Source organism: Enhygromyxa salina (genome assembly GCF_002994635.1).
Classification (GTDB): Bacteria; Myxococcota_A; Polyangia; order Nannocystales; family Nannocystaceae; genus Plesiocystis; species Plesiocystis salina_B.
Genome location: NZ_PVNL01000063.1, coordinates 1 through 23,633, shown reverse-complemented (window position 1 = coordinate 23,633; position 23,633 = coordinate 1). Strand labels below are relative to the sequence as shown.

Annotated in this window: 22 protein-coding genes; 6 read left to right on the top strand and 16 right to left on the bottom strand. The window is 68.9% G+C overall.

What is annotated here, in order from left to right; genetic code table 11:
• The first annotated feature begins 31 nt into the window (after nt 1–31).
• Complete coding sequence (gene murJ / locus ENSA7_RS17030; RefSeq protein ID WP_106090355.1) at nt 32–1,660, top strand: murein biosynthesis integral membrane protein MurJ; 1,629 nt, start codon at nt 32–34, stop codon at nt 1,658–1,660.
• Here the strand turns inward: murJ and ENSA7_RS17025 are convergent.
• The 4 genes from ENSA7_RS17025 to ENSA7_RS17010 all read right to left on the bottom strand — a co-directional run bounded on the left by ENSA7_RS17025 (nt 1,651) and on the right by ENSA7_RS17010 (nt 6,450).
• Complete coding sequence (locus ENSA7_RS17025) at nt 1,651–2,097, bottom strand: hypothetical protein (RefSeq protein WP_106090354.1); 447 nt, start codon at nt 2,095–2,097, stop codon at nt 1,651–1,653. The two genes, murJ and ENSA7_RS17025, sit on opposite strands and share 10 nt — an antisense overlap.
• A 77-nt stretch (nt 2,098–2,174) precedes the next feature.
• On the bottom strand, nt 2,175–3,716 hold the full coding sequence (locus ENSA7_RS17020; RefSeq protein ID WP_181233818.1) for a prenyltransferase/squalene oxidase repeat-containing protein: 1,542 nt from the start codon (nt 3,714–3,716) through the stop codon (nt 2,175–2,177).
• 35 nt (nt 3,717–3,751) lie between these two features.
• Nucleotides 3,752–4,492 carry an HAD family hydrolase gene (locus ENSA7_RS17015; RefSeq protein ID WP_106090352.1) on the bottom strand — a complete coding sequence of 247 codons (741 nt, stop codon included), beginning with the start codon at nt 4,490–4,492 and terminating at the stop codon, nt 3,752–3,754.
• Nucleotides 4,493–5,043: 551 nt separating this feature from the next.
• Nucleotides 5,044–6,450, bottom strand: coding sequence for a pyridoxal phosphate-dependent decarboxylase family protein (locus ENSA7_RS17010; protein ID WP_106090351.1), 1,407 nt, complete (start codon nt 6,448–6,450; stop codon nt 5,044–5,046).
• Between the two features lie 138 nt (nt 6,451–6,588).
• On the opposite strand from ENSA7_RS17010, the gene ENSA7_RS17005 reads away from it, so the two are divergent.
• The 3 genes from ENSA7_RS17005 to ENSA7_RS16995 are packed head-to-tail and all read left to right on the top strand — an operon-like array spanning nt 6,589 to nt 10,155.
• The gene (locus tag ENSA7_RS17005) at nt 6,589–8,205 is read left to right on the top strand and encodes an alpha/beta hydrolase (protein WP_181233817.1); all 1,617 of its coding nucleotides are present in this window, start codon (nt 6,589–6,591) and stop codon (nt 8,203–8,205) included.
• A gap of 7 nt (nt 8,206–8,212) precedes the next feature.
• Nucleotides 8,213–8,971 (top strand): ABC transporter ATP-binding protein, encoded by a 759-nt coding sequence (locus tag ENSA7_RS17000; protein ID WP_106090349.1) that lies wholly within the window; start codon nt 8,213–8,215, stop codon nt 8,969–8,971.
• A 5-nt stretch (nt 8,972–8,976) separates the two neighbouring features.
• Complete coding sequence (locus ENSA7_RS16995; protein WP_106090348.1) at nt 8,977–10,155, top strand: ABC transporter permease; 1,179 nt, start codon at nt 8,977–8,979, stop codon at nt 10,153–10,155.
• Nucleotides 10,156–10,765: 610 nt separating this feature from the next.
• Here the strand turns inward: ENSA7_RS16995 and ENSA7_RS16985 are convergent.
• Nucleotides 10,766–12,001 (bottom strand): serine/threonine protein kinase, encoded by a 1,236-nt coding sequence (locus tag ENSA7_RS16985; RefSeq protein ID WP_106090346.1) that lies wholly within the window; start codon nt 11,999–12,001, stop codon nt 10,766–10,768.
• A gap of 502 nt (nt 12,002–12,503) precedes the next feature.
• On the opposite strand from ENSA7_RS16985, the gene ENSA7_RS16980 reads away from it, so the two are divergent.
• Nucleotides 12,504–12,785, top strand: a complete 282-nt coding sequence (locus tag ENSA7_RS16980) for an RNA recognition motif domain-containing protein (RefSeq protein WP_106090345.1) — start codon at nt 12,504–12,506, stop codon at nt 12,783–12,785.
• Here ENSA7_RS16980 and ENSA7_RS16975 read toward each other — a convergent pair.
• From ENSA7_RS16975 to ENSA7_RS16925, 11 genes are read right to left on the bottom strand one after another with little or no spacing between them, the layout of a single operon-like run.
• Entirely contained in the window at nt 12,782–13,069 is a 288-nt protein-coding gene (locus ENSA7_RS16975; RefSeq protein ID WP_106090344.1) for a cytochrome C oxidase subunit IV family protein, read from the bottom strand. The genes ENSA7_RS16980 and ENSA7_RS16975 overlap by 4 nt on opposite strands.
• Nucleotides 13,066–13,689, bottom strand: coding sequence for a cytochrome c oxidase subunit 3 (locus tag ENSA7_RS16970; RefSeq protein ID WP_181233816.1), 624 nt, complete (start codon nt 13,687–13,689; stop codon nt 13,066–13,068). Before ENSA7_RS16970 ends, ENSA7_RS16975 begins: the two co-directional genes overlap by 4 nt.
• Nucleotides 13,686–15,329 carry a cytochrome c oxidase subunit I gene (ctaD, locus tag ENSA7_RS16965; RefSeq protein ID WP_106090342.1) on the bottom strand — a complete coding sequence of 548 codons (1,644 nt, stop codon included), beginning with the start codon at nt 15,327–15,329 and terminating at the stop codon, nt 13,686–13,688. Before ctaD ends, ENSA7_RS16970 begins: the two co-directional genes overlap by 4 nt.
• Entirely contained in the window at nt 15,326–15,967 is a 642-nt protein-coding gene (gene coxB, locus ENSA7_RS16960; RefSeq protein WP_106090341.1) for a cytochrome c oxidase subunit II, read from the bottom strand. Before coxB ends, ctaD begins: the two co-directional genes overlap by 4 nt.
• The gene (locus ENSA7_RS16955; RefSeq protein WP_146157784.1) at nt 15,964–16,302 is read right to left on the bottom strand and encodes a hypothetical protein; all 339 of its coding nucleotides are present in this window, start codon (nt 16,300–16,302) and stop codon (nt 15,964–15,966) included. The genes coxB and ENSA7_RS16955 overlap by 4 nt, the downstream gene beginning before the upstream one ends.
• Entirely contained in the window at nt 16,295–17,272 is a 978-nt protein-coding gene (locus tag ENSA7_RS16950) for a hypothetical protein (protein ID WP_106090339.1), read from the bottom strand. The genes ENSA7_RS16955 and ENSA7_RS16950 overlap by 8 nt, the downstream gene beginning before the upstream one ends.
• Nucleotides 17,269–17,826, bottom strand: a complete 558-nt coding sequence (locus ENSA7_RS16945) for a c-type cytochrome (RefSeq protein ID WP_106090338.1) — start codon at nt 17,824–17,826, stop codon at nt 17,269–17,271. The genes ENSA7_RS16950 and ENSA7_RS16945 overlap by 4 nt, the downstream gene beginning before the upstream one ends.
• Nucleotides 17,810–18,355, bottom strand: a complete 546-nt coding sequence (locus tag ENSA7_RS16940) for a DUF3341 domain-containing protein (RefSeq protein ID WP_106090337.1) — start codon at nt 18,353–18,355, stop codon at nt 17,810–17,812. Before ENSA7_RS16940 ends, ENSA7_RS16945 begins: the two co-directional genes overlap by 17 nt.
• Nucleotides 18,345–19,652 (bottom strand): NrfD/PsrC family molybdoenzyme membrane anchor subunit, encoded by a 1,308-nt coding sequence (nrfD, locus tag ENSA7_RS16935; protein ID WP_146157783.1) that lies wholly within the window; start codon nt 19,650–19,652, stop codon nt 18,345–18,347. The genes ENSA7_RS16940 and nrfD overlap by 11 nt, the downstream gene beginning before the upstream one ends.
• 18 nt (nt 19,653–19,670) lie before the next feature.
• Entirely contained in the window at nt 19,671–22,487 is a 2,817-nt protein-coding gene (locus ENSA7_RS16930; RefSeq protein ID WP_106090335.1) for a 4Fe-4S dicluster domain-containing protein, read from the bottom strand.
• A 10-nt stretch (nt 22,488–22,497) separates the two neighbouring features.
• Nucleotides 22,498–23,094, bottom strand: coding sequence for a cytochrome c3 family protein (locus ENSA7_RS16925; protein ID WP_106090334.1), 597 nt, complete (start codon nt 23,092–23,094; stop codon nt 22,498–22,500).
• Nucleotides 23,095–23,372: 278 nt separating this feature from the next.
• Here ENSA7_RS16925 and ENSA7_RS43745 point away from each other — a divergent pair, with 278 nt between their 5' ends.
• On the top strand, nt 23,373–23,516 hold the full coding sequence (locus tag ENSA7_RS43745) for a hypothetical protein (RefSeq protein WP_181233815.1): 144 nt from the start codon (nt 23,373–23,375) through the stop codon (nt 23,514–23,516).
• The last annotated feature ends 117 nt before the right edge of the window (nt 23,517–23,633 follow it).

Below are 23,633 nucleotides of genomic sequence, written 5' to 3'. Positions count from 1 at the left end.
TCGGACGTCGTCAGACTCCCCACCACCGCCTGTGCCCGAAACCCTCCGCACCTCCGGCAAGCTGTCGATCGCCGTGGCCGCCTCGCGCGTGCTGGGGCTCGTGCGCGAGGTCTTGTTCGCTCACTTGTTTGGGGTTGGGGCGATCGCCGACGCGTTTCAGGTCGCGTTTCGGATCCCCAACCTGCTGCGTGATCTGTTCGCCGAGGGGGCGCTGTCGAGCGCGTTCGTGCCGACCTTTCTCGCCGCGCTGGTCGGCAAGGCCGAGGACGGTGCCCCCGACAAAGAGGCTGCTTATCGGCTGGGCAACCTGGTGTTGGCTGGCGTGCTGTTGGTGACAGGCAGCCTGTCGGTGCTCGGGGTGGTGTTCGCCGAGGAGGTCGTCGGGCTGATCGCGGACGACTTCGAGGGCAGCAAGCTGAGCCCGGCCGCGGCCGCAGAGAAGCTGCGCCTGGCCGCGCTGCTGACCCGCCTGATGATGCCGCTGCTGACGATCATCAGCGTGAGCGCGGTGTGGATGGGCATGCTCAACGCGCAAAAGCACTTCATGGCCCCGGCCTGGGCGCCCGCGATGTTCAACGTGGCGAGCATCTTGGCGGGCGCGGGGCTGCTGGTGATCGATCCCCACGACGCGACCGGGATCGTGGTGTGGAGCGCGGCGACGTTGGGCGCGGGCGTGGTCCAGGCGGCGGTGCAGCTGCCCGTGCTGTGGCGCCTGGGCTACCGGCCGATCCCGCGCCTGCGGGGGCTGCTCTCGCATCCCGGCGTGCGACGGATCGTCCGGCTGATGGCCCCCGCCGTGCTCGGGCTGGCGGCGATGAACATCAACGTGATCGTCAACACACGATTCGCCGCTGGACTGGGCGACGGCCCGATCGCGCAATTGAGCTACGCGTTTCGCATTTTCTATCTGCCGATCGGGGTGTTCTCGGTCGCCCTGGCCACGGTCACGACCACGCGCGTGAGTGAAGACGCGGCCAAGCAGGACATGCGGGCGTTCGCGGCCAGCGCGGGCGAGGGCGTGAGCGCGGTGTGGATGCTGATGACGGCGAGCACCGTCGGCCTGGTGTTGCTGGCCGAGCCGGTCGTGCGGGTGCTCTACGCCTCGTTCAGCGACGCCGAGGCGACGGCCACGGCGATGGTGCTCAGCGCCTACGGGCTCGGGCTGCTGCCCTACGGCCTGGTCAAGGTGCTCGCGCCGGTCTTCTACGGGCTCGATCGCCCCCGGATCCCGCTGCTCGCCTCGTTCTCGGCGGTCGCTGTCACGATCGGGTTCAACGCGGCGACCTGGCGGGAATTCGGGGCCCCAGGTCTGGCCCTGGGCACCACGATCGGCGCCCTGGTCAACATCGCCGTGCTGCGCCTGGGCTTTCGTCGGGTGGTCGGGGCCCTGCCGGGCGTGAACCTGCGTCAGCTCGGGGCGCTGCTGCTGGCCAACGCGGTGCTCGGTGGCGTGGTCGCGGCCGCCTGGTACGGCGTCGAGCTGGGCATTGGCGTGGTCGGGTTCGCGTGGCCGCTGCGGGTGGCCGGGCTCGCGCTGGTCGTCCCGCTCGGGTTCTTCGCCTATGTCGCGATCTTGCGCGCGCTCGCGTACCCCGGCGCCGCGCTGCTGTGGGCGCTACCGAGCAAGCTGCTGCGACGAGTCCGCGGCGGTCAGCGCTGAAGCAGCTCTCGCCGCCTGCGCTTGCGGGCCTCGGCCTCGGCGATCGCTTCGGTGCACAGGCGCTCGATCTCCGGCATCGTCTTCGCTTTGCGATCTTCGATGCCGTGGCGCTCGAGCGCCCGATCAAAGTCCTTCCACGCGAACGACTTGACGTTGGCACCGAGCCACGAGACCGCGGTGACCACACCCCGCACGAGCACGTCGTCGGTGATGATCGCAACCGCCACTTTGTTGCTGCGCAGGGCGACCGCCGCCTGTTTGCGCTGCGCGGCCGAGACCTCGAGAATGCCGAGGCTGCAGCCGATGTAATACTTGAAATCGTCGGCGCCGAGCTCAGCGACGAAGCCCTCCCAGACCTCATCACTGATGTTGCCTGCCGTGTTCACGGCGACCATCAGGTCCCCGTCTTTGATCCACTTGAAGACGCACTCGCCCATGCGTTGTCCGTTCGACCCGAGTGTGCCAGAAAAGCACCCCGGCGGGGCGAGTCTTGGCCGTTCCCGCCGAAGTTCGTCTACATCGCGCGGGGGTGGGTCGAGACGATGTGATCTAGCGCAATGAGCGCGAAGTGATCCGCGAGCACGGGAACATCGTAGGCAATTGGCCTTGGTCCCGAACCATCAGGCCTAGAGAGGTATCCACCATTACACTGTTGCTGATCAACGAGGTAGTCGACACCCCGTCCAATCGTGAATTCGGCGTCAAAATGACTTAGCGTGATGAGCGCGTATGCACTGCTGATGGGATCACTCTCATCGCCGATTACGTGTCCCCAACCACCATTTTCATTCTGGGAGAGGCGCAGATACGACATCGCTCGGCGTTCGGCGGCTGTGCGATCAGTCTCGGACATGCCGTCGCGGAGAGCCTGCATCGCCAGCAGCGAACGGAAGATCGCGTTGCTGTGGGCACAGCTCCAGCTGCGCTCGAACGTGCCATCACTGTTTTGGCTGGCGATGATGTACTCGATGCCCCGGCGGAACACCGTTGGGTAGCGATCCTTGCTGGGCGCGAGCGCGTTGAGGACCGCCGCCGTCATGGCGACCTCGGAGCTGGCACCGCGCGTGAAGGTCGGGAACCCGCCGTCGGGGTTTTGCAGGCTGAGCATGTATTGCTCGGCCCTGGCGAGCGCGGGCGCATAGCGGTGGGGATCGAGCGCGCGCAGGAATTCGACGCAGTAGGCGGTGTCGTCGACGTCGGTCTGGCGGACGCCCTGGGCGTAGCCCCAGCCGCCGTCAGGCTGCTGATGGCGCAGCAAGAAGTCGCCCGCAGGATACAGCGCGGCGCCGTCGTGCCCGGCACCGACGAGGCCGAGCCCGGCGGTGGCGGTCGCGAAGATCTCCATGCGCGTGATGAACGAGAACCCGCCGTCGTCGCGCTGGTGGCCGAGCAGCTGGTTGGCGCAGCGCCTGACGATCGCGGCGTGGGCCGGGATCTCATTGAGGGCCAGCAGCGTGAGCAGGTGGCCGAGCAGGTATTGCTCCCAGGTCCCGCTGGCGTCGAACTCGAGCGTCGACAGCAGCGTGTTCACGTCTTCGTCGCTGACGTGCTCGGGCTGACCGCGGCCGACAAAGTACAGGACCTTGAGCGCGCGCATCAACACCGTCACCCAGCGCTGGTGCGGGGGCTTGGCGGCGAAGTCTCGCTCGGTCAGCGCGAGGTCGAGGTCGAGCCCGCTGACGGCCCCGAGCACGACCGTGAACAGGATCCGCTTGCGATCCGAGCTGAAGTGCTCGAAGCCCTCGAGGTAGTTGTCGATCGCCTCGGTCGGGGTGATGCGGGCGTCCCAGCCGAGCACGCTGGCGGTCAGCGCGTGGTGAAACGGGTCGAGGTCGTCCTGAAACCACAGCCCTTGCAGGTAGCCAACGATCCGCTCGCGCGCGGCCGGGTGCATGTCCAGGCGCTGCAGCAGGCACAGCGCCAGCGCTGACTCGAGCGCGCGGCTCTTGCATTCACCAATGATCGCCCCCTCGGCGTTGATGCTGTCGAGCACGCGCTGCGCGAGCACGTCGCGCGCGTCGAGTACACCTCGATCGAGCCTGGGGCGAGGGGGCACGGCTCGGACGGACACCAAAGAAGAAGTCAGCATGGTCAATCTCGCAAGTTGGGGGGAGGGCAGCTAGCGGGGGAGTCGAGCAGCGCTCGCGTCTGCGCGAGCACGTTGGCCTGGGTGGCGGTGGTCCAGCCGCGCGCGTGGGCGATGATCGAGAGCTCGGGCGCGGGCTCGAAGGCCAGCGGGAACCCGACGCGCTCGAACAGCGCGGCGTCGGTGACCGAGTCGCCGATCGCAAAGCACCGCTGCGCGCTCACGGGCCGACCCTCGGTCGCGGCCGCGAAGATCCGAGCCTTCTCGCCTGGCACGCCCGACGACAGATCGATCGTGCCGGTGTAGCGGCCCAGCTGGCGGGTAAACACCGCGCCGTAGGCATCCGAGATCTGGAGCTCGTCGGCGACCAGCCGGACCATCTCGATCGGGCTGCCGGAGATCAGCATGATCGTGTAGCCGCGCGCGCGCAGACCCGAGATCAACGCCGGGACAAACTCGAACAGGCGCTCGCGCTGGGTCGCCCACACCGCGCGGGCGTGGGCCTCGATCACCTCGCACTCGTGCCCGGCGATCGCTTCTGCGAACGCCTGGTAGGCGCGCGAGGCCATGCTCGAGAACTCGATCGTCCCGCTGCGATGCCCGGCGAGGATCTCGAGCACGCGCTCGCCCGACGGCTGATCGCAGGCCCTGGCTCGCATGAGCTCGCGCAGCAGCTCGACACCCAGCGCGCCCGGGAACAGGGTCCCGTCGACGTCGAGGATAGCGATTGTTTGTTCTGCGTTCATCGCGCGGGCCTAGGTTCTGAAGATCCAAGTTTAGGGGGCTGTAGACCCCTGTTTCGGGCCGAGCTGGACTGGACCGAGCAGCAGATGTCCGAGGGGTGCATTTTGGGACAGTTTTGTCCCCGCTGTAATACCCGGCTCGGAACGGCGTGCTTTTTGCGCAGCCTAAGTCCGCGAATCTGCCGAAAACGTGGAGATACCCGGTTTCAAGGCGCCCGCTAGATATCACAAGTATGTGTCGCGTCTACAGCCACACTAAAAATTCCTGGCCATACCCGACCTGCTGTGGGGCATTTTGGTGCGTCTGAAAGACCACTCGGTGTACTAAGGACCAATATTTGAAGCACCAGTCAACGGACCAAACTGTCTAGCCTGCGACACTCGTGCGAGCCTCTCACTGCCCGCAAAACGTGCGCCAGCAGCTTCTTGGACCCGCGGGCGAAACGCGGCGCCGGGATGCTCCGCGCGCGTTCATGACCATTCAGGCCACACAGGCAATCTGACTTTTACGTAGCGAACCTCACACGACGGCCCAATGGCCACCGTCGCGCTGGTCAGGAGTGGCTATCGGCGACGCGCAGCTCGGCCCCGACCGCGACGAGATCGTCGAGAAATCGGTCGAGCACCGCGCGCGTCTGCGCGGGGTTCATGATCACCAGGCGGACGGTGTCGCGCCCGTTGACCCGGCCGTAGCCGACCACGGCGAGGCCACGCCGGTTGAGCTCGAGGCACAGCTGCTCGCTCGACACCCCGTCCATCTCGAAGCACACGTTGAGGCTCTGCGGCGCGTGGCTCATGCGCAACTGCGGGTGCGCGTCGATCCGCGCGACCACGTGATCGCGCACGTCGAACAGCTGGGCAAACCGGGCGTCGTAGCCGTCGTCTCCGTGGTGCTGCCACGCGGCCCAGAGCTTGAGCGGGTCGTTGCGTCGCCCGCACTGGATCGAGCGCAGCCCCGGGTTGAGCTGGTCCTCGTCGGTCTGGAACAGGTAGTGGGCGTCCTCGCCGAGGTGGCGGTCGAGCAACCCTCGCGCGCGCAGCAGCAAGGTCGAGCAGGTCAGCGGGACACCCATGAGCTTGTGTGCGTCCCATGTCAGCGAGTCGCAGCGATCCAACCCGGCGAACAGCTGGGCCCGACGCCCGCGCGAGAGCAACAGCGATCCGCCCAGGGCCCCGTCGGCGTGGAGCCAGACCCCGTGAGCTTCGGCGATGTCCGCGATCGGCTCGAGCGGATCGAACGCGCCCATCACGGTGGTGCCGAGCGTCGCGTTGATCAGCGCGGGGTGGATCCCGGCGTCGAGATCGGCGCGCAGGGCCACGCCGAGCGCCTCGGGGATCATCCGACCCTGATCGTCGATCGCGATCACGCGCACGGCCGCGCGCCCGAGCCCCAGGATCTTGGCAGCCTTCGGCATCGAGTAGTGAGCTTCGGCCGAGGTGTACAGCGCGTATTCGATGGGGCCAGCGACGTCGTGCCGATCCGGGCGCTCATCGAGGCGCGCGCGGACCTCGTTGCGCGCGATCGAGACGGCCAACAGGTTGGACAGCGAGCCCCCGTTCGTGAACGTGGCCTCGCCGCCCGTGAACCCCGCGAGTTCGAGCATGTGCTCGATCAGCTCGTTCTCGACCAGGATCAGCGGACCCGCGGCCTTGTAGGTGTACATCGACACGTTGAGGTGCGCGGTGATCATGTCGGCGGCCGTCGCCGCCGGATCCCGCCCGCCAAACAGCTGGTTGAAGAACCGCGGCGTGGTGGTCAGCGGGGTGTGCAGGGCCAGCGCACGCAGTGACTCGAGCACCTCCGCGAGCGGGCGAGCCTCTGGCCCGAGCGGAGGGACCAGCGCCTCGGCGCGCTCGAGCGGCAACGGCGGACGGACGGCCTGCTCGGCCTCGGAGGCCGCGAGTTCTGGTAGCACGGAGGCCAGGAATTCGAGAGCCGCGAGGTAGCTCGGGTCGGGCATGCGCAGCGTCTGCGTACCATTTTCCCAGGCTCGCCAGCGAGAAACCAAGCCCGACCGGGGCGGGTCAACCTGATGATGGCGTCGCCCCGCAGTCGAGCTGTCAGCCTGACGCTCGCGGCGTGGTACCGTCGCCTGTCCATGCGCTTGCCCGCACGAACTCGGCGCGCCGTGACGCAGGGGCTGTTCGCGCTGTCGATCTCGAGCGGCTGTGGACCGGAGCCGGGTGACGCGCAGCGGTCCGCGCCAAGCATCGAGCTGACAGACTGTGGCGGCGCGGCGATCGAGGCCAAGTGCGGGGTCCTGCACGTGGAAGAGAACCGCGACGCGCCCAACGGACGCACGATCGCGCTGTCGATCCTGGTCGCGCCCGCGACCTCGCGGACCCCGGCCAGCGATCCCGTGTTCCTGCTCGCGGGGGGGCCGGGCCAGGGCGCGGCGGCGCTCGCGGGCATGGTCTTGCACCCGCTCGCGCCCGTTCGTCGCGATCGCGACATGGTGTTCGTCGACGTCCGCGGCACCGGTGAGTCGGGCCCGCTGGCGTGTGACGTCGAGCGCCCCGACGACCTCGAGGAGCTGCTCGGTGGGGTGTTCGAGATCTCTCGGCTCGACGCGTGCCTGGCCAGCTACGCCGAGGATCAGGTCGACCTCACCCAGTACACGACCACGCGCATGGTCGACGATCTCGATGAGGTTCGGGCGGCGCTCGGCTATGGGCCCATCAACTTGCTGGCGATCTCCTACGGAACCGTGGTCGCGCAGGACTACATGCGTCGCTACCCCGAGCAGGTCCGCAGCGCGGTGCTCGACGGTGCGGTCCCGGTCAGCGAGCGCGTGCTGCTGGGCATGCCCGCCAACACCGAGCGGGCGCTGAAGCTGGTGTTCGCCGAGTGCCGTGAGCAACCCGAGTGCGCGAGCGCGTACCCAGGCCTCGAGCGCAAGCTGGAGATGGTCCTGACTGATCTCGAGCAAAACCGGGTGCTCGAGCGAGTCCAGCACCCGCGCACGGGCGAGCAGCTGCGCGTGGACATCACCCGCGCTGGGTTCACGCAGGTCCTGGGGGGCGCGCTGTACAGCGGGACCATGACCGCGCTGGTGCCCCTGTTGATCGAGCGGGCCCACGTCGGCGACTACGGCCCGCTCGCGGCCGTGGGGCTGCGCATGGCCAAGATGTCGAAGTCGGTGAGCATGGGCCTGTACCTGTCGGTCAGCTGCGCCGAGCAGCTGGCGAGCGTGAACGAGGCCTCCCGGCGCGAGGTCACGGCCGGGCTCGAGCACTTCAGCGATCACGCGCTCGCGCAGCTCGAGCAGGCGTGCGCGCGCTGGCCCCACGCCACGGTCGACGCCGAATTCCGCCAGGCCGTCGAGTCCTCGGTCCCGACCTTGCTGTTGTCGGGCCGCTTCGATCCGGTGACACCGCCCTCGTTGGCCGAGCAGCTCGCTGGCCAGCTCGGCAACGCGCGGCACGTCGAGGTCGCGTCGATCAGTCATGGCGTGTGGCACAACGGCTGCGCGCCCGCGCTGATCGCAAGCTTCTTCGCCACGCCGGATCCGGCGGCGGTCGACGCCGGGTGCCTGACCGAGCTGGCCCGGCCGCGGCCGTTCTTGGGGCCGAACGGGCCGTGGCGCGCGAGCGAGTCCGCGGCGGTCGACCCTGATCAACTCGATCAACTCGATCAACTCGATCAGCCAGAACATCCCACTCATCCGGATCGTGCCGACGGCGTGCTCGCCCAAGGTCAGCCCCTGCGGGAGTAAAATTGCCATGATCGTCGCCCAGCAATTGCGCAAGCGCTTTGGGGACATCGTGGCGGTCCACGAGGTCTCGCTGCGCGCCGAGGACGGCCAGGTCACCGGTCTGCTCGGGCCCAACGGCGCCGGAAAGACAACGACCTTGCGGCTGCTGTACGGGCTGATGCGGCCGGACGCCGGGACCGTGCAGATCGACGAGGTCGACGTCGTCGCCGACCCGCTCGGAGCCCAGGCCAAGGTCGGGGTGTTGCCGGACGCCCACGGCCTGTACCCACGCCTGTCGGCCCGCGAGCACGTGCGCTACTTCGGCGAGCTCCAGGGCCTGCGCGGCGCCGCGCTCGAGCAGCAGATCGCGGCGCTGATCGAGCGGCTCGACATGGGCGGCATCGCCGATCGCCGCGCGGCCGGGTTCTCGCAGGGCGAGCGCATGAAAGTCTCGCTCGCGCGGGCGCTGGTCCACGGTCCCAACAACGTGATCCTCGACGAGCCAACCAACGGCCTCGACGTGATGAGCACCCGGGCCGTGCGCAAGCTGATCCGCGAGCTGCGGGACGAGGGCAAGTGTGTGCTGTTCTCCAGTCACGTGATGCAAGAGGTATCGGCCCTGTGCGACGTGATCGTGCTGGTCGCTGGCGGCCGCGTGGTCGCCCGCGGAACCCCCGACGAGCTGCGAGCGCTCAGCGGCCACGGGGATCTCGAGGACGCCTTCGTCGAGCTCACGGGCATCGACGACCACCGAGCGGACCACCGAGCGGATGGGGGGCAGGCGTGAGTCCGATGCGCAGCTGGCTGACGGCGATCCGGATCGTGCTGCGCAAGGAGCTGCTCGACGGCGTCCGCGATCGTCGGGCGCTGTTCTCGGCCCTGTTGTACCCGCTGCTCGGCCCGCTGCTCTCGGGGCTGCTGTTCGGGTTCATGGCCGACAAGCAGCGCGACGCCGCGGACGTCCCGGTCCCGATCGTCCACCAAGACCGGGCTCCCGAGCTGGTCGAGTGGCTCGCGGGTCACGGCGTGACCGTGGTCGACGCCCCCGAGCAGCCGCGCGAGGCCGTGCGCGAGGGCGAGGTGCCGTTCGTGCTCAGCGTCCCCGAGGGCTTCGAGGCCAGCCTCGCGCAGGGCACACCCGCGCAGCTCGAGCTGATCGTCGACGGCTCGCGCAACGACAGCCGCGCCGCGATCTCCCACGTGCAAAAGCTGCTCGGTTACTACGGCAAGGAGCTCGCCGGTCAGCGGCTGCTCGCGCGCGGCATCGACCCCGAGATCATGCACCCGGTGATCGTCGCCGAGGTCGAGGTCGCGAGCGATCAGGAGCTCGCTGCCAGCGTGTTCGCGTTCGTGCCGATGTTCGTGCTCATGGCAACGTTCATCGGCGGGATGCAGCTCGCCGTCGACGCCACCGCGGGCGAGCGCGAGCGCGGCTCACTCGAGCCGCTGCTGCTCAACCCGGTCCCGCGCTCGGCGATCGTGGTGGGCAAGTGGCTGGCGGCGGTGGTGTTCGCGCTCGGGTGCGTGATCCTCACGCTGATCGCCTGCGTGTTCGTGCTCGAGTACACGCCCGTGCGCGATCTCGGGCTGAGCCTGGATCTGCGCGTGCCCGCCCTGTTCGGGGTGCTGCTCGCGGCGGCCCCCATGGCGCTGATGGCCGCGGCGCTGCAGGTCCTGGTCGCCAGCTTCGCGCGCTCGTTCAAAGAGGCGCAGACCTACATCTCGCTGCTGGTGTTCGTGCCGATGGTGCCCGCGGTGATCGGCATGATGACCGGGCTCGAGCGCTCGGTCGGTGCGCTGCTGATCCCGGGCGTCGGCCAGCAGATCGTCGTCGAGCAGCTGCTAGGAGGTGGGGCCGCCACCGCCCTCGACTACCTGCTGCCGATGCTCAGCGCGCTCGCGGTCGCTGGCGCGTGCGTGTGGCTGACCGCGTGGATGTTCCGCCGCGAGTCGGTCGTGTTCGGTCGCTAGCCCTGGCTAGCCCCGAGGCCTTACCCCAAGCCTAGCGAGGCGGCTTGCGGGGCAGCAGCGGCGCCTTTGGACGGCGACGCTGCACCGCCCGCGACCACGTGCGTGGCTGCGGCGGCGGGCTCAGGGGCGGCCCCAGCGTTGGACTGGTCGGGGACGGCTGCGCCGGGATCTCGATGATCGCGTTGGCTTGTTTGATCGATGATGACATCGTGATGATCGGGGCTCACACCCGTCGCCATTCGATGGAGCCGCTGACGAGTTGAGGGGGGCGAAGCAGCAGCGCCAACATGTCTACCTTCGAGCGAGTGCTCCGCGACACGGGGGTCGGGAGTCGTGCGCCATCCGGGACTCAAACCAACTATCCCGTTCTCGTGATTTTCGCAATGCAGCTCATCGTGCAAAGCGAGCCGTCTAACTAGATGATCCTGGGTCAACTCAGCGGGCGCAGACGAGTCGCTCGATGTTGCGCAGGTCGTTCGCGTTGCGCTCCTGGAAACACTGCGCCCGCCACCCAACGAAAAACGATCGCTTGCTCCTGTGCCGCCCCGTTGGTTCAGCCGTCACGTACGCGTGCGCACGAGCGATCGCAGCCGCTGGTGTTCGGGGCGGCTCAGCGTGGATACTCGATCGTCATGCGCAGGTGCCCGGCCCGGATCGTGCTGCCGGCCGGCAGTCGCAGCGGCTGCGTGACCTCGACACCGTCGACGCTCATGCCGGTCTGATCCTGGCGTGGCTGGGCATGCTCGGGATCGGGCTCGACCGGCGCGAGCACGGCCTCGGTCCCGCGACCGCCCCAGTGCAGGACCGCCTGCACGCGCTTGCTCCCGTCGCTGGCGGTCTGGATCAAGCACTTGTCGCTGGTGCCGATCGTCTGCTTGCCCGGGATGACGAACGCGAGGTCCTTGGTCCCGCGGGCGTCGTCGATGTGCAGGACCGCCGCGACCGGGGTCTCGAACTCGCGGTGCAGGATCGACGCGAGCTGGCGGGCGACCACGCCACCGGTGGCCGGGCGCTGCTCGGGCTGCTTTTGCAAGGTCCAGTGGACCAGCTGGATCAGCCGCTTGGGCAGGCGCTTGCGACAGTCGCGGTAGCGATCGAGCGGGACCAGGTCGCGCTTGACGTGGGCCGAGAGCCACTCGAGCGGCTCGTCGAGCAGCCGCTCGCGGACCGCGTTGCACGGCTCCTTGGCGAACAGCGGCATCCGAGCCGAGAGCAGCTCGTAGAGCACGATGCCGACGCTGTAGACGTCGCTGGCGGGGACCAGCTCGGTGCCGGCGACCTGCTCGGGCTGACTGTAGTGCGGGGTCCCGATCAGCATGTGCCCCATGGTCGCCGTGATGCCGATCGTCGAGCCGGGGTCCCACGCGCGCGCCAGCCCAAAGTCGATGACCTTGCAGGTGCCGTCGGGCAGCACCCACAGGTTCTCCGGCTTGATGTCGCGGTGGACGATGCCCTGCTGGTGGGCCTCGTCGAGCCCCACGCACGCCTCGTAGGCGAGCTTGCAGGCTCGGACCGTGTCCATGGGATCGTGGAAGTGATGGACCGCGAGGAGATCCGCGCCCTCGAGCAATTCCATGATCATGTACCAGCGCTCGTCGGCGCCGAGCCCATGATCGAGGATCCGGACCACGTGCGGGTTGCTCAGTGACTCGAGGATCCGGATCTCACGGAGCGCCCGCAGGGCGGTGGCCTCGGCCTCGACGGGCACGCGAGACAGCTTGAGCGCGACCGGCTTCGGGTGACCCGGTGCCCGGACCTCGTAGACCTTGGCGAAGGTCCCGGTCCCGAGCTCGGCGAGGATCTCGAAGTCCTCATAGCGATCTCCTGGGGCGAGTTCGAGTTTCATTGTGGGAGGGGGCGGCTCGAGCCGGACAGAGAATGCGCGAGGATCGTCGGCGACGCCCGTGCGCGGCGCTCGATGCCAGCAGTACCACGCCCAGGCTGTCATCAGCTCGGGCGAGGCTGTTATCAGCTCGGGCGAGGCTGTTATCAGCTCGGGCGAGGCTGTTATCAGCTCGGGCGAGGCTTCTCGCCCGCTTGCGGGCGCCGGTGGTGGACTGGTCCACTGCGGGAAGCAGCGAACGCACGGCGCGCGCAGTCGCCCGAGGAGACCGGCGTGAGCGCCATGATGGGCACAGGACGCGCCGCCAGCTGCCGCTGGCGCGGCGCGCCGACGCTGAGCGAGCCGAGATCTGTGGGGTCGGAGCGCTTGCGCCCGTTGACCCCGTCTGTGTTCCGCGCGTGGCTCTCGTCCCCGAGTGCCGCTCGACGCAAGCAATGCGGAGACAGTTCGCCCGCAGGGCCTGGTCTGACCTTGGAGGCTTCGTCCATACTGAATTTTCGCGGTCATGAGTAAGCGACTCTACGTAGGCAATCTGTCCTGTGACATCACAGAGGACACGATCCGCCAGCACTTCGACGGCATCGGTGAGGTCGTCGAGGTCTGTATCGTCAAAGATCGCGAAACAGGCCGACCGCGTGGGTATGCGTTCGTGACGATGGCGTCGCTCGCCGAGGCAGCCAACGCGATCGTCGAGCTCAACGGCAAGGTGTGTGATGGCCGCACGCTCCGCGTCAACGAGGCCGAGCACCAGGTCTCCCGCCGCGGTCGCCACGGCCGCTGTGATTAGCGGGCTGCAAGCTCGGCGAGCACGCCCGTGAGCAGCAACAGCAGCCACCCGAGCCCAGCCAGCGCCACCGCGTGAACCAGGCGCGGCTCGCGGGCGAGGTGCATGTAGATCGCGGCGACCAAGCTGGCCTTCAGGGCCGCGAGGCCGAGCGCGGCGATCAGGTGCCACGCGGCGCCGAGCGGCGCGAACGCGAGCGCCGTGGTCAGAACGGTCAGGGCCAGCAGGGCGCCCAGGGTCGCGAGCGTGACCCTGACGCTGGGGTGGGTGGTGGCGGGCTCGCTCATGGCTGGGGGTCGATCAGATAGAGCAGCGGAAACAAGAAGATCCACACGACATCGACGAAGTGCCAGTACAGCGCGCAGCCGAGCACGGTGTTGCTGCGCACCCGCCTGCGAAGCGCGGCCACGATCAACGCGGCGAAGACCGCGAGCCCGGCCAGGACGTGGAGCGCGTGAAAGGCCGTGAGCACGTAGTAGACCGACCAAAATGAGCCCACGGGGTCAGCCACCCACGGGGTCTGGCCGTGGCCGAGGTGCTCGCGGTACTCGACGGCCTTGATCACCAAGAACCCGAGCCCCTGAGCGAGGGTGAGACCCAGCGCCGCGACCAGCGACGCGCGCCGCTGGAGCGCGGCGGATCGCGAGGCGATCACGACCGTGGCGCCGCTGGTCAGCAGGAGCGCGGTCATGGCCACGCCGAGCCGCCAGTCGCACTCGCGCGAGCCGGCGGCGAAGGCCTCGGGCGTGCGCAGCCGCTGCGAGGCGTAGTAGCTGAACAGCGCCGCGAAGAACACCAGCTCCTGGGCGAGGAAGGTCCAGATCCCGAGCACGGCGCTGTCTCGCTGATGGCCGGGATCGGCGAACGGCTCGCGCACGCGATCGCCAGGCTTGGCGTGGGCGCTCACGCGGGGTCCCTCGCGGCTTGCTCGGGGATCCAGTCGGGGATCCGGACGGGCATCGAGGCGTAGTCGTAGGCTGGAGACTCGACCGTTGGCTGGACCTCGAAATTGTCGGGAGGCGGCGGTGAGCTGGTCCGCCACTCGAGCCCGGTCGCGGCCCAGGGGTTGTCGCCAGCGTCGCGGGGCCGGCGGAGCGAGGCGAGCAGGTAGACCAGGGGCAGCAGGTAGCCCACGGCCAACAACACGGCTCCGCACGACGACACGACATTGAGCGCGGTATACGAGTCCGGGTAGCTGTGGTAGCGCCGGGGCATGCCGTCTACGCCGAGCATGAATTGCGGAAAGAAGGTCAGGTTGAAGCCGACGAAGATCGCAATTGCGGCGACCTTGCCCGAGCGCTCGCTATACATGCGACCGGTGATCTTCGGCCACCAAAAGTGCAGGCCCCCGAGGAAGGCCATCACCATGCCGCCGACCATGATGTAGTGAAAGTGAGCGATGACAAAGTAGGTGTCATGCAGGTGAACGTCGACGGCCAAGGTCGCGAGGAACAGCCCGGTCAGCCCGCCGATCGTGAACAGCGCGACGACCCCGAGCGCGTAGAGCATCGGCGTGTACAGGTGAATGCGCCCGCGGTAGAGGGTGGCCAGCCAGCTAAACACCTTGATCGCAGAGGGCACCGCGACCATGAAGCTCAGCACGCTGAACAGCAAGCTGCCGAGCGCCGACTGGCCGCTCACGAACATGTGGTGGCCCCACACGAAGAACCCGACCACGGCGATCGCCAGCGACGAGTAGGCGACGTAGCGGTAGCCAAAGATCACGCGGCGCGAGAAGCAGGTGATGACCTCGCTGACCACCCCCATGCCCGGGAGGATCATGATGTACACGGCTGGGTGCGAGTAGAACCAAAAAAAGTGCTGGAACAACAGCGGGTCACCGCCGCGATCGGGGTCGAAGATGCCGATGCTGAGCAGCCGCTCGATCGCCACGAGCAGCAAGGTCATGCCGAGCACCGGGGTCGCGAGCACGAAGATCACCGAGGTCGCGTAGTTGGCCCACACGAACAGCGGCAGCCGAAACCAGCTCAGCCCCGGGGCGCGCAGCTGGTGGGTGGTGACGATGAAATTCAAGCCAGTGAAGATCGACGAGACTCCGGCCAGGAAGATGCCGATCACCGTCAGGACCACGTGGCCCTCGGAGAAGCGGGTCGAGTAGGGGGCGTAGAAGGTCCAGCCCGTGTCGAGCCCGCCGCGGATCATGGCCGTGAGCGCGACCAGACCGCCGGCCACGAACACGTACCAGCTGGCCAGGTTCAGGCGCGGGAACGCCAGCTCGCGCGCGCCGAGCATCAGCGGCAGCAGGTAGTTGCCGAGCACGGTGGGGATCGCGGGGATCAAGAAGAACCACACCATCACGATGCCGTGGAGGGTGAACAGGCGGTTGTAGGTCTCGGCGCTGACGACGTCGCCCTCGGGGGTCAGCAGCTCGACGCGGACCACGGCGATCGCGAGGGAGGCGAGCACGAAGAACCCGAGGATCGTGACCAGGTAGAGCAGGGCGATGCGCTTGTGGTCGGTGGTCGTGAGCCACGCCTTGACGACGCTCGCGGTGCGCAGGGTCGGGGGCGGATCGGTGGCGGTCATGGCGTGTCTCCCTCGGGCTGGCTGGACCGGCGCGACCGCCACGCGGTGTAGTCGTCCGGGGTCATGACCACCACCCGACCGCGCATGCGCGAGTGGTCGAGCCCGCAGTACTCGGCGCACAGCAGCTGATAGTTGCCGGGCGTGTCGACCCGAAACACCAGCGTGCTCGCGCGGCCGGGCAGCACGTCGTGCTTGAGACGAAACTTGGGCACGAAGAAGCTGTGGATCACGTCTTCGCTGATCATGCTCAGGCGGATCGGGCGACCCGCGGGCACATGCAGGGCGTCGATCTCCCGGGGGCCGTCAGCGTGGTCGAACTTCCACATCCAGCGCTTGGCGGTGACGCTGACCTCGAGCGGGGACTCGGTCTCGCGCGTGTCGGCGTCGAGCTCGCGAAACGCGAGGGCCCCAAACACGAACATGCCGGCGAACACGGCGAAGGTCACCACGGTCCAGGCGACCTCGTAGCGATTGTGGTGGCGAATGGGCTCGGCGTCGCCGCGATCGCGCGCGTGGTGAAAACGAAGCACGAGGCCGACCATCGCAATCAGGACGACCAGCGTGACGAAGCTGCAGATCGCGGTGAGCGACCAAAACAGCAGCTCGAAGCGCGCGGCGGTGGGGGTGGGTGGCGTCATGGATTCGCCTCGGCGAGGTCGGCCCCGGCCCCGGCCCGGATCCGCTCGGCGGCCTCGGCTACGGGGATTCGGGCGATGCCGGCCTCGCGGTCGACCCACGCGTAGCTGGTCGCCCGCGCGTGCCACTCGGCCTCGACGGCGGCCCGCGTGGCGGCCAGATCAGCTTGTTCGGGCACGGACGAGCGTCCGTCCGAACGCGGAGTCGGCCACCAGATCCGCAGCAGCGTCAGCGACACACCCGCGGCGAACAGCAGGCACCCGAGCCAGCTCGCGATGCCCGCGAGCAAGCCCCGGCGAGATAGATCGGACCGCTCGTAGCGCGGCGACTCAGACATGGCGGCTGTGCTCCTGGTTGTGGGTTGGCCACCGCGACAGCGCGCGGGTCAGCGCCACCCAGGCTGCAGCGACGGCCGCGGGGATCACGGCGTCGAGCCAGCCAAACACCGGTAGCGCGGCGTCGGCGAGTGGAGCCGCTGGCAGCACGAGCCAGTACAGCTCGAGCAGGTGGGCGACCAACAGCAGCGCGGCGACGCTGGCGAGGCGCGCGGGGTGGCGCTTGACCGCGCGCATCAGCAAAGCAGGGATGGCGATCAACAGTGAGACGCCCGCAACCACGCATATCAACGCCAGCCACGGGCCATGGTTGCGCGCGAGGTACCAGGCGGCCTGGCCGGGGAGGTCGGCCGACCACACCAACAAAAATTGCGAGAACGAGATGTAGGCCCACAGCAGCGTGGCGCTCAGCAGCAGGGTGCCGAGGTCGTGGGCGAGCTCGGGCTCGAGCTCGCCGCGCCGGACCGCGAGCACCACGACGATGCACAGCGCCGCGACGACCCGAGTGATCAGCACGTACAGCCCGAACATGCTCGAGCTGAAGCCTGGATCGAGCGAGCTCAGCCAGTCGATCGTGCTCACGGTCCCGCTGATGAACACCGCGATCAGCCCGACCGCCGACAGGCCCTGACGCCGACGCCGGGGCGCGCGGGTCAGGGCCAGCGCGAGGCCCGACCAGATCGAGAGCGTGACGACCGACCGGACCACGAACCCGCGAGTGTGCAGGTAGGTGGCGTCTTGGAATTCGACGCCGGTCCACGGGTACACGGCCTCGGTCCCAAGCGCGATCGGGATCAGGCCCAGGGCCCACACTGGCAAGCTGCGAGCCCCGCCCTCGAGCAGCGGCAGGATCGGCCGGTTCCAGCGGCCGTCGACGAGCTGGTGAAGCATCAAGACCACCAGGCAGCCCAGGCTCAGGCCCAGGCCCAGCTGCCAGCCGATCAACCACGCCCGGACCAGCGCGGCGCTCACCGTGCACCTCCCGAGCTGTCATCGAGGGCCTCGAGCTCGCGGCGCTGCTCGGGCCCGAGCCGCTCGACCGGCACGTGCTGGCTGAGCTGCAGCACGCGGATCCACTGAGCGACGCGCCAGCGCGCCAGCGGATCGAGGTACGCATCGAACGCGAGCGTGCTCGCCTCGCCGTGGCCGATGCCCTCGATCAGCTCGTCGAGTGAGGCCGCCCGCAGTCGCGGATCGGTGAACGGCGCCGGTCGGGGAAACCCGCGGCGCACGGCCATGCCGTCGCCGTCGCCCAGCTGGCCGTGGCACGGCGTACAGAGAATCGCGTAATCGCGGCGCCCTCGCTCGAGCGCGGCCGCGGTGACCCGCTCGGGCGGCTCGAACCCGGCTGGCAGGTGGCCGTGGGGGATCGTGCCGGGGATCGGCGGGCGGGCCGAGCTGCCGTCATCGAACCACGCGCTGGCCTCGAGCGGCTCGTAGCGGGGCTGGTCGACCAGCTCGTCCTGCGCGCAGCTCAACAGCAGCGCGGCAGCTGCGATTGCCCAGGCCTCAGACGTGTAGCTCATGGATCACCAGGGGCTCGAGATCCTCGAGCAGCTCGCGGGTCCGGACCGGATCGAAGCGCGGGTCCTCGACGCCAACGGACAGAAAGAAGCGATCGTCGCTGGCCCGCTCGAACCCCGGCAGCGCGAAGATCGGGTGGTGCGGTCGGGGCATATCCCCAAGCGCGAGCGCGGCGAGAAACACTGTCAGCGAGGCCGCCAAGATCACGCACTCGAAGCTGGGGATGATGAACGCGGGCCACGAGAATTCAGGGCGCCCGCCGACATTGAGCTCCCAGTCGACCGCCGACGCCCACCCCTGAAACCCGAACATCAGGCCGCCGCCGAGCAGCCCGCCGAGCAACGCCAGCGCGGGGATTCGCCGTCGCGTGGGCGGCTCGGGCAGCGCGGTGATCAGGCCCTCGAGGTAGACCGGCGCGTAGGCTTCGACGTGCACGTAGCCCGCGTCCACGAGCCGCCGCGTGGCCGCGATCAGGGCCGCCGCGGCATCAAACTCGGCGACCAGCGCCGCCCCCGTGGGCTCAACCGGCATCGCCGTCGTCCTCGACCAACAGCTCGCGCATCTCGGTCATCGAGATCATCGGCACGAAGCGGATGAACAGCAGCATGAAGGCGGCGAACAGTCCAAAGCTGCCGAGCAGCGTGGCCCAGTCCCAGATCGTCGCGGTGTACTCGCCCCACCCCGACGGCAAGAACCCGCGCTCGAGCGAGTCGATCACGATCAGGTAGCGCTCGAGCCACATGCCCACGTTGATCCCCACCGCGATAGAGAACAGTGCCCAGGTGTTGCGGCGCACCCGGGCAACCCACAGCAGCTGAAGCAGCCCGACGTTCAGCGCGATCACGGTCCAGTACAGCGGCGCCGAGTGGCCGAACGAGTGCGAGCGGACCAGCGCCACGCTGCTGAGATCGCCGGCGTACCAGCCGAACAGCTGCTCCGCGAAGTACCCGTAGGCCGTGAACAACCCGGCGACCAGGACCAGCCTGGCGCACAGCTCGATGTGGCGTGGGCGAACGAAGTCGTGCAGCCCAAACCAAGCCCGCAGCGGGATCAGCAGGATCAAGAGCATGGTCATGCCCGAGTACAGCGCCCCGGCCACGAAGTAGACCGGGAACACGGTGCTGTGCCAGCCGGGCAGCAGCGTGACGGCGAAGTCGAAGCTGACGACCGAGTGCACGCTGACGACCAGCGCCGTGGCCAGGCCCGCGAGTAGGTTGTAGGCCTGACGATGGTGGAACCACTGGGTCGCCGAGCCGCGCCACCCGAGCGCGAGCAAGGCCCACACGCGCGCGCGTCGGCCCGTGGCGCGGTCGCGCATGGTCGCGAGATCGGGGATCAAGCCCAGGTACCAAAACGCGAGCGAGACCACGCCGTAGGTCCCGATCGCAAACATGTCCCAGACCAGCGGGCTGCGAAATTGCGGCCAGTAGGCGTAGGTCGAGGGGTAGGGGATCAGCCAGTAGAAGTACTCGGGCCGGCCGAGGTGAAGCAGCGGGTACATGGCCGCGCACACGATCGCAACCAGAGTCATGGCTTCGGCGAACCGGTTGATCGGGTTGCGCCAGCGCTGGCGACACAGCAGCAAGATCGCCGAGATCAACGTGCCCGCGTGGCCGATGCCGATCCACCACACGAAGCTCGAGATCGCGATGCCCCAGCTGACCGGAGAGCCGACGCCCCATACACCGACGCCGGCCACGAACAGCCACCCGATCGCCACAAACAGCACCAGCACGCCGAGCGAGGCGATGCCCATGGCCACCCGCCACGCGAGCTTGCGCTGCGGATCACGGACCCAGCCGGTGATCGCGGCGGTGATCGTGCTCATGCTCTGGCTCGCGTCCACTCAGGTGTCTGCCTTGGGGTGAGGGTTGCGGAGTCGGCCGAGGTAGGTGGTCCGCGGGCGGGTGCCGAGCTCGGCGAGCAGCGCGTAGCTGCGCGGCTCGGCCCTGGTCTTGGCGATCGCGCTGGTCGGATCGGCGAGGTCGCCAAACCTGATCGCGCGGGTCGGGCAGACCTGCTGGCAGGCCGTGCGCACGTCGCCGTCGCGCGGCTGACGATGTTCGCGTCGACTGGCGCGCCGACCCGCGTGGATCCGCTGCACGCAGTACGTGCACTTCTCCATCACCCCCAGGCCGCGCACGCTGACCTCGGGGTTGCGGGTGAGCGTGACGAGCTCGGGCTCGAGCCCGGCGTAGCCAAAGAAGTTGAACCGCCGGACCTGGTACGGGCAATTGCTGGCGCAGTAGCGGGTCCCGACGCAGCGATTGTAGACCATGTCGTTGAGGCCCGAGTCGCTGTGCACGGTCGCCCCGGTCGGGCACACGACCTCGCAGGGCGCGTGCTCGCAGTGCATGCAGGGCACCGGGACGAACGCGCGGGCGCTTGGCTGATCGTCGCGGTCGATCATATAGCTGTCGATTCGAATCCAGTGCAGCTCGCGACCTTTGCGGACCTGCTCGGGGCCGACGAAGGGGATGTTGTTCTCGGCCTGGCAGGCGACCACGCACGCGCCACAGCCAATGCAGGCGGCGAGATCGATCGCCATCGCCCAGGCCGGCGAGCGCAGCGGTCGATCGGGATGCAGGGATGCGGGCTCGGGATCCGCGGCCGCAAACGCCTGCGCCCCGAGCTCGCGGTAGCGGCCGCGGAAAACCTCGCGGACCAGCGGCCGCCCGTGCATGCGGTGGTGGTGCTGCACGATCGCCAGTGGACGTCGCCCGGACAGGGGCTCGAGCTGAACGTCGACGGCCGACCACGGTGTCGCCGCGCAGCGCAGCGCATAGGCGTTGACGCCGAGCCCGGTGCCGAGCTGCCCAGCGGCCCGGCGACCATAGCCAAGGTGGACGCTGACCTGCCGCTCGGGGTGACCCGGGAGCAGCAGCGCTGGCGCGTCGACGCTGCGTCCGTCGATCGTCAGCCGCACCATTTGCTCGTCGACGACCCCGAGCCGCGCCGCGGTGTCCGGGCTCAGGAACGCCGCGTTGCCCCACGTCAACGCGGAGATCGGCTTGGGCAATTCCTGCAGCCACGGGTTGGACGCGAACCGGCCGTCCCACACGCTGGGATCGGGGAACAGCGCGAGCTCGAGCGGCTCGGCTTCGACCGGCCTGGACCCCGCTCGCGCGCGCACCGACAGCTCGGCCAGCGCCGACGCGACCAGCTGGGTCGCAACCGGCTCGGGCTTGGCGTCGACGATCGATCCATCGTGGACAGCCCGCAGCCACGCGGCCTGCTCGGGCACGCGCCCGCGCCAGGTCGCGCGGACCAGGTCGCGCGCCGGGGTCGGGCGTCCGAGCAACGAGCTGATCAGCTCGGAGCTGCTGCGAGCCCCAAACAGCGGCCGGATCAGCGGCTGACCCAGGCTGGGCGTTCCATCGTGCGCGACGCTGTCAAACCAAGTCTCGAGCGGGTGCGTCGCGGGGACCACCCAGTCCGCGAGCCGGGCGGTCTCGCTGTCGTGGAGGCCGTGATAGATGACCCGCGGGGCCGCGCCGATCAGGCGCTCGAGCTCGAGCTCGGCCGGCGCATCGTAGGCCGGGTTGACGCCGTCGAGCACCACCAGGGTCTGAACCCTGCCAGCGCGCAGCTCGGCGGCGAGCTCCGCCAGCGACTCGAACCCGGGCGTCGGCCCGCGCGTCAGCGGCTCGAGGTACTCGATCGTCCGCCCCACGGCGCCGAGCAGATGGTTCAGTGCGTGAGCCACAGCGTGGATCTGCGGTCCCTGCCGTTGACCCGGCAGGACCAGCGCGGCTGATCCAGCTCGGCGCAGATCGTCGGCCGCGAGGCTCACCCAGCCTCGCTCGATCGCCGTCAGGGTCTCGCCAGCTTGGCGACCGCCCTGAACCGCGACGAGCAACGCCAGCGCGAGCGGCTCGACGGCGCTGTGACGGACGCTCAGGCAGTGATCCGCCGCGGCCCCGGTCAGCCCCGGGAAGCTCTCGACCGCGTACAGCCGCAGGGCCTCGTGGGTAGTGAGCTCCGGGCGGCGACGCTCGGCGAAGGCCCGCGCGTGGGCCAGGCGACCGGGCCGCTCCGTGAACAGCTCATCGTCGAGGCTGACGACGACCTGGGCGCGGTCGAGCCGGGGCAGCGGATGCAGGGCGCGGCCGAGCAGGGCCCGGGTACCGGCCAGGCTGTGGGTGTCGGCGATCGGCTCCCACGCGTACCAGCGGCTGCCTGGCGCTCGCTCGCGCAGGGTCTCGATCAGCCGCGCCAAGGTGCTCGAGGTGACCCGCGGGGTGAGGATCGCAAGCGGCCCGGCGGCGGCCAATCCCGCCAACGAAGCGTCGACGGCGGCCCACGTGCTCAGTTGCCCGTGGGCACGGGGCGCGCGCAGGCGATCGTCATCGACCAGGCTGCGGATCAGCGCCTGACCGAACGCGTCCGTCGCCCCGAGGCTCGACGGGTGCATGGGGTTGCCCTCGATCTTGGTGGGTCGACCCTCATGGCTCTCGACCAAGATGCCGTAGGCGTAGCCGGCCAGCTCCATGCAGGTCGCGTAGGAGAGCGGCCGGCCCGGGACCATCTGCGCGGGCGTGTGCACGTAGGGGACGATGTGCTCGGGCGGCTGCCGCTCGCCGCAGCCGGCCAACAAGCTAGCGAGCGAGGCGCCGGCCAGGGCCAAAAAATCGCGGCGGGAGCAGTGCAGGTCTCGATTCATCACGAGCGATTCAGCGGTGACAGGTGCTGCAGCTGAGCTGGGCCGGCAGCCCGTAGCGCGCGGGCAGGTCGGCGTGGCAATCGACGCACCAGCGCATCGTCAGCGGCGCGGCCTGGACCGTCAGGGCCATGCGCTCGACCTCCCCGTGGCAGGTCGAGCACGCGACCTCGGCCTGGACGTGAGCGCCGTGATCAAAGTAGGCGAAGTCGGGTAGGTCATGGACTCTGCGCCAGCGCAGCGGCCGTCCGTTGGCCCAGCTCTGACGGACGGGCGCGAGCATGGCGGCCTCCGTCCACAGCTGCGAGTGACAGTGCATGCAGGTCTGGGTTGACGGCATGCCCGCGAACGCCTCGGTGTCGACCGAGCGGTGGCAATAGCGACAATCGATCCCAACCCCGCCGACGTGGTGCGCATGGCTAAACTGCACTGGTTGCGCCGTGGCCCGGCCCTGACCCGTCGACCAGTCCGAGCGCGACGACGCCACCGCAACGATCGAGAGCACCACCGCGCCGATCGCCAGGGTCCACAAGCTCGCGCGCACGCGAAAGTTGACCGAGGCGGGGAACAGCTGGGCCACGCCACCCGCCAATGCAAATGTCGAACCCATGATGTCAGTTCACAATCTGGGGCCTGGCGCGGGGCAGCTCGATCGGGATCGTATCGATCTGAACCACACACGTGCGATTCCGACACGCCCGCGCCACGCCCGGCGAGCCGCGGACCCGCGTCACCTCAGACCAACGAGTCCGGCACGCTCGCTGCAATGCTGCTATGTTGTTGAGCATGGTCAGCGACGCCATGTCGAGACGCGGGGTCACCCGGCCGACGCCGGATCCAGATCAATCAGACAAACATGAAGATGGGCCCAGACACCCCCGAGGGGCGGTGGCGGTCGCGCCGTGGGTACTCGGCGCCGACGCGATCGCCAGCGCGTTGGCGACCGCGGCCGGCAGCGCGATCGTGTTGCTGTCGCGGCCCCGCGGCCCAGTCTCCGAGGGCTACGGCATGTGGCAGCGCTTCATCCGCTAGATCTATCCGTTAAATTTGGGGCACCTCGGTGGGGGTGGGCGTCGGTGACGGATCGCGGGGAAACCGAATCGGATCGGGCTCGCTCGGGGGGCCGATCGGGTCCGGCTCGCGCGGGGG

Coding starts and splice junctions, on each gene's coding strand:
- ctaD (WP_106090342.1), bottom strand. CDS start 15,329: ATGACCGCCACCGATCCGCCCCCGACCCTGCGCACCGCGAGCGTCGTC.
- ENSA7_RS17015 (WP_106090352.1), bottom strand. CDS start 4,492: ATGAACGCAGAACAAACAATCGCTATCCTCGACGTCGACGGGACCCTG.
- ENSA7_RS16980 (WP_106090345.1), top strand. CDS start 12,504: ATGAGTAAGCGACTCTACGTAGGCAATCTGTCCTGTGACATCACAGAG.
- ENSA7_RS16955 (WP_146157784.1), bottom strand. CDS start 16,302: ATGTCTGAGTCGCCGCGCTACGAGCGGTCCGATCTATCTCGCCGGGGC.
- ENSA7_RS17000 (WP_106090349.1), top strand. CDS start 8,213: ATGATCGTCGCCCAGCAATTGCGCAAGCGCTTTGGGGACATCGTGGCG.
- ENSA7_RS16945 (WP_106090338.1), bottom strand. CDS start 17,826: ATGAGCTACACGTCTGAGGCCTGGGCAATCGCAGCTGCCGCGCTGCTG.
- ENSA7_RS16995 (WP_106090348.1), top strand. CDS start 8,977: ATGCGCAGCTGGCTGACGGCGATCCGGATCGTGCTGCGCAAGGAGCTG.
- ENSA7_RS16940 (WP_106090337.1), bottom strand. CDS start 18,355: ATGCCGGTTGAGCCCACGGGGGCGGCGCTGGTCGCCGAGTTTGATGCC.
- coxB (WP_106090341.1), bottom strand. CDS start 15,967: ATGACGCCACCCACCCCCACCGCCGCGCGCTTCGAGCTGCTGTTTTGG.
- ENSA7_RS16975 (WP_106090344.1), bottom strand. CDS start 13,069: ATGAGCGAGCCCGCCACCACCCACCCCAGCGTCAGGGTCACGCTCGCG.
- ENSA7_RS17005 (WP_181233817.1), top strand. CDS start 6,589: ATGCGCTTGCCCGCACGAACTCGGCGCGCCGTGACGCAGGGGCTGTTC.
- ENSA7_RS17010 (WP_106090351.1), bottom strand. CDS start 6,450: ATGCCCGACCCGAGCTACCTCGCGGCTCTCGAATTCCTGGCCTCCGTG.
- ENSA7_RS17025 (WP_106090354.1), bottom strand. CDS start 2,097: ATGGGCGAGTGCGTCTTCAAGTGGATCAAAGACGGGGACCTGATGGTC.
- nrfD (WP_146157783.1), bottom strand. CDS start 19,652: ATGAGCACGATCACCGCCGCGATCACCGGCTGGGTCCGTGATCCGCAG.
- ENSA7_RS16985 (WP_106090346.1), bottom strand. CDS start 12,001: ATGAAACTCGAACTCGCCCCAGGAGATCGCTATGAGGACTTCGAGATC.
- ENSA7_RS16925 (WP_106090334.1), bottom strand. CDS start 23,094: ATGGGTTCGACATTTGCATTGGCGGGTGGCGTGGCCCAGCTGTTCCCC.
- ENSA7_RS16930 (WP_106090335.1), bottom strand. CDS start 22,487: ATGAATCGAGACCTGCACTGCTCCCGCCGCGATTTTTTGGCCCTGGCC.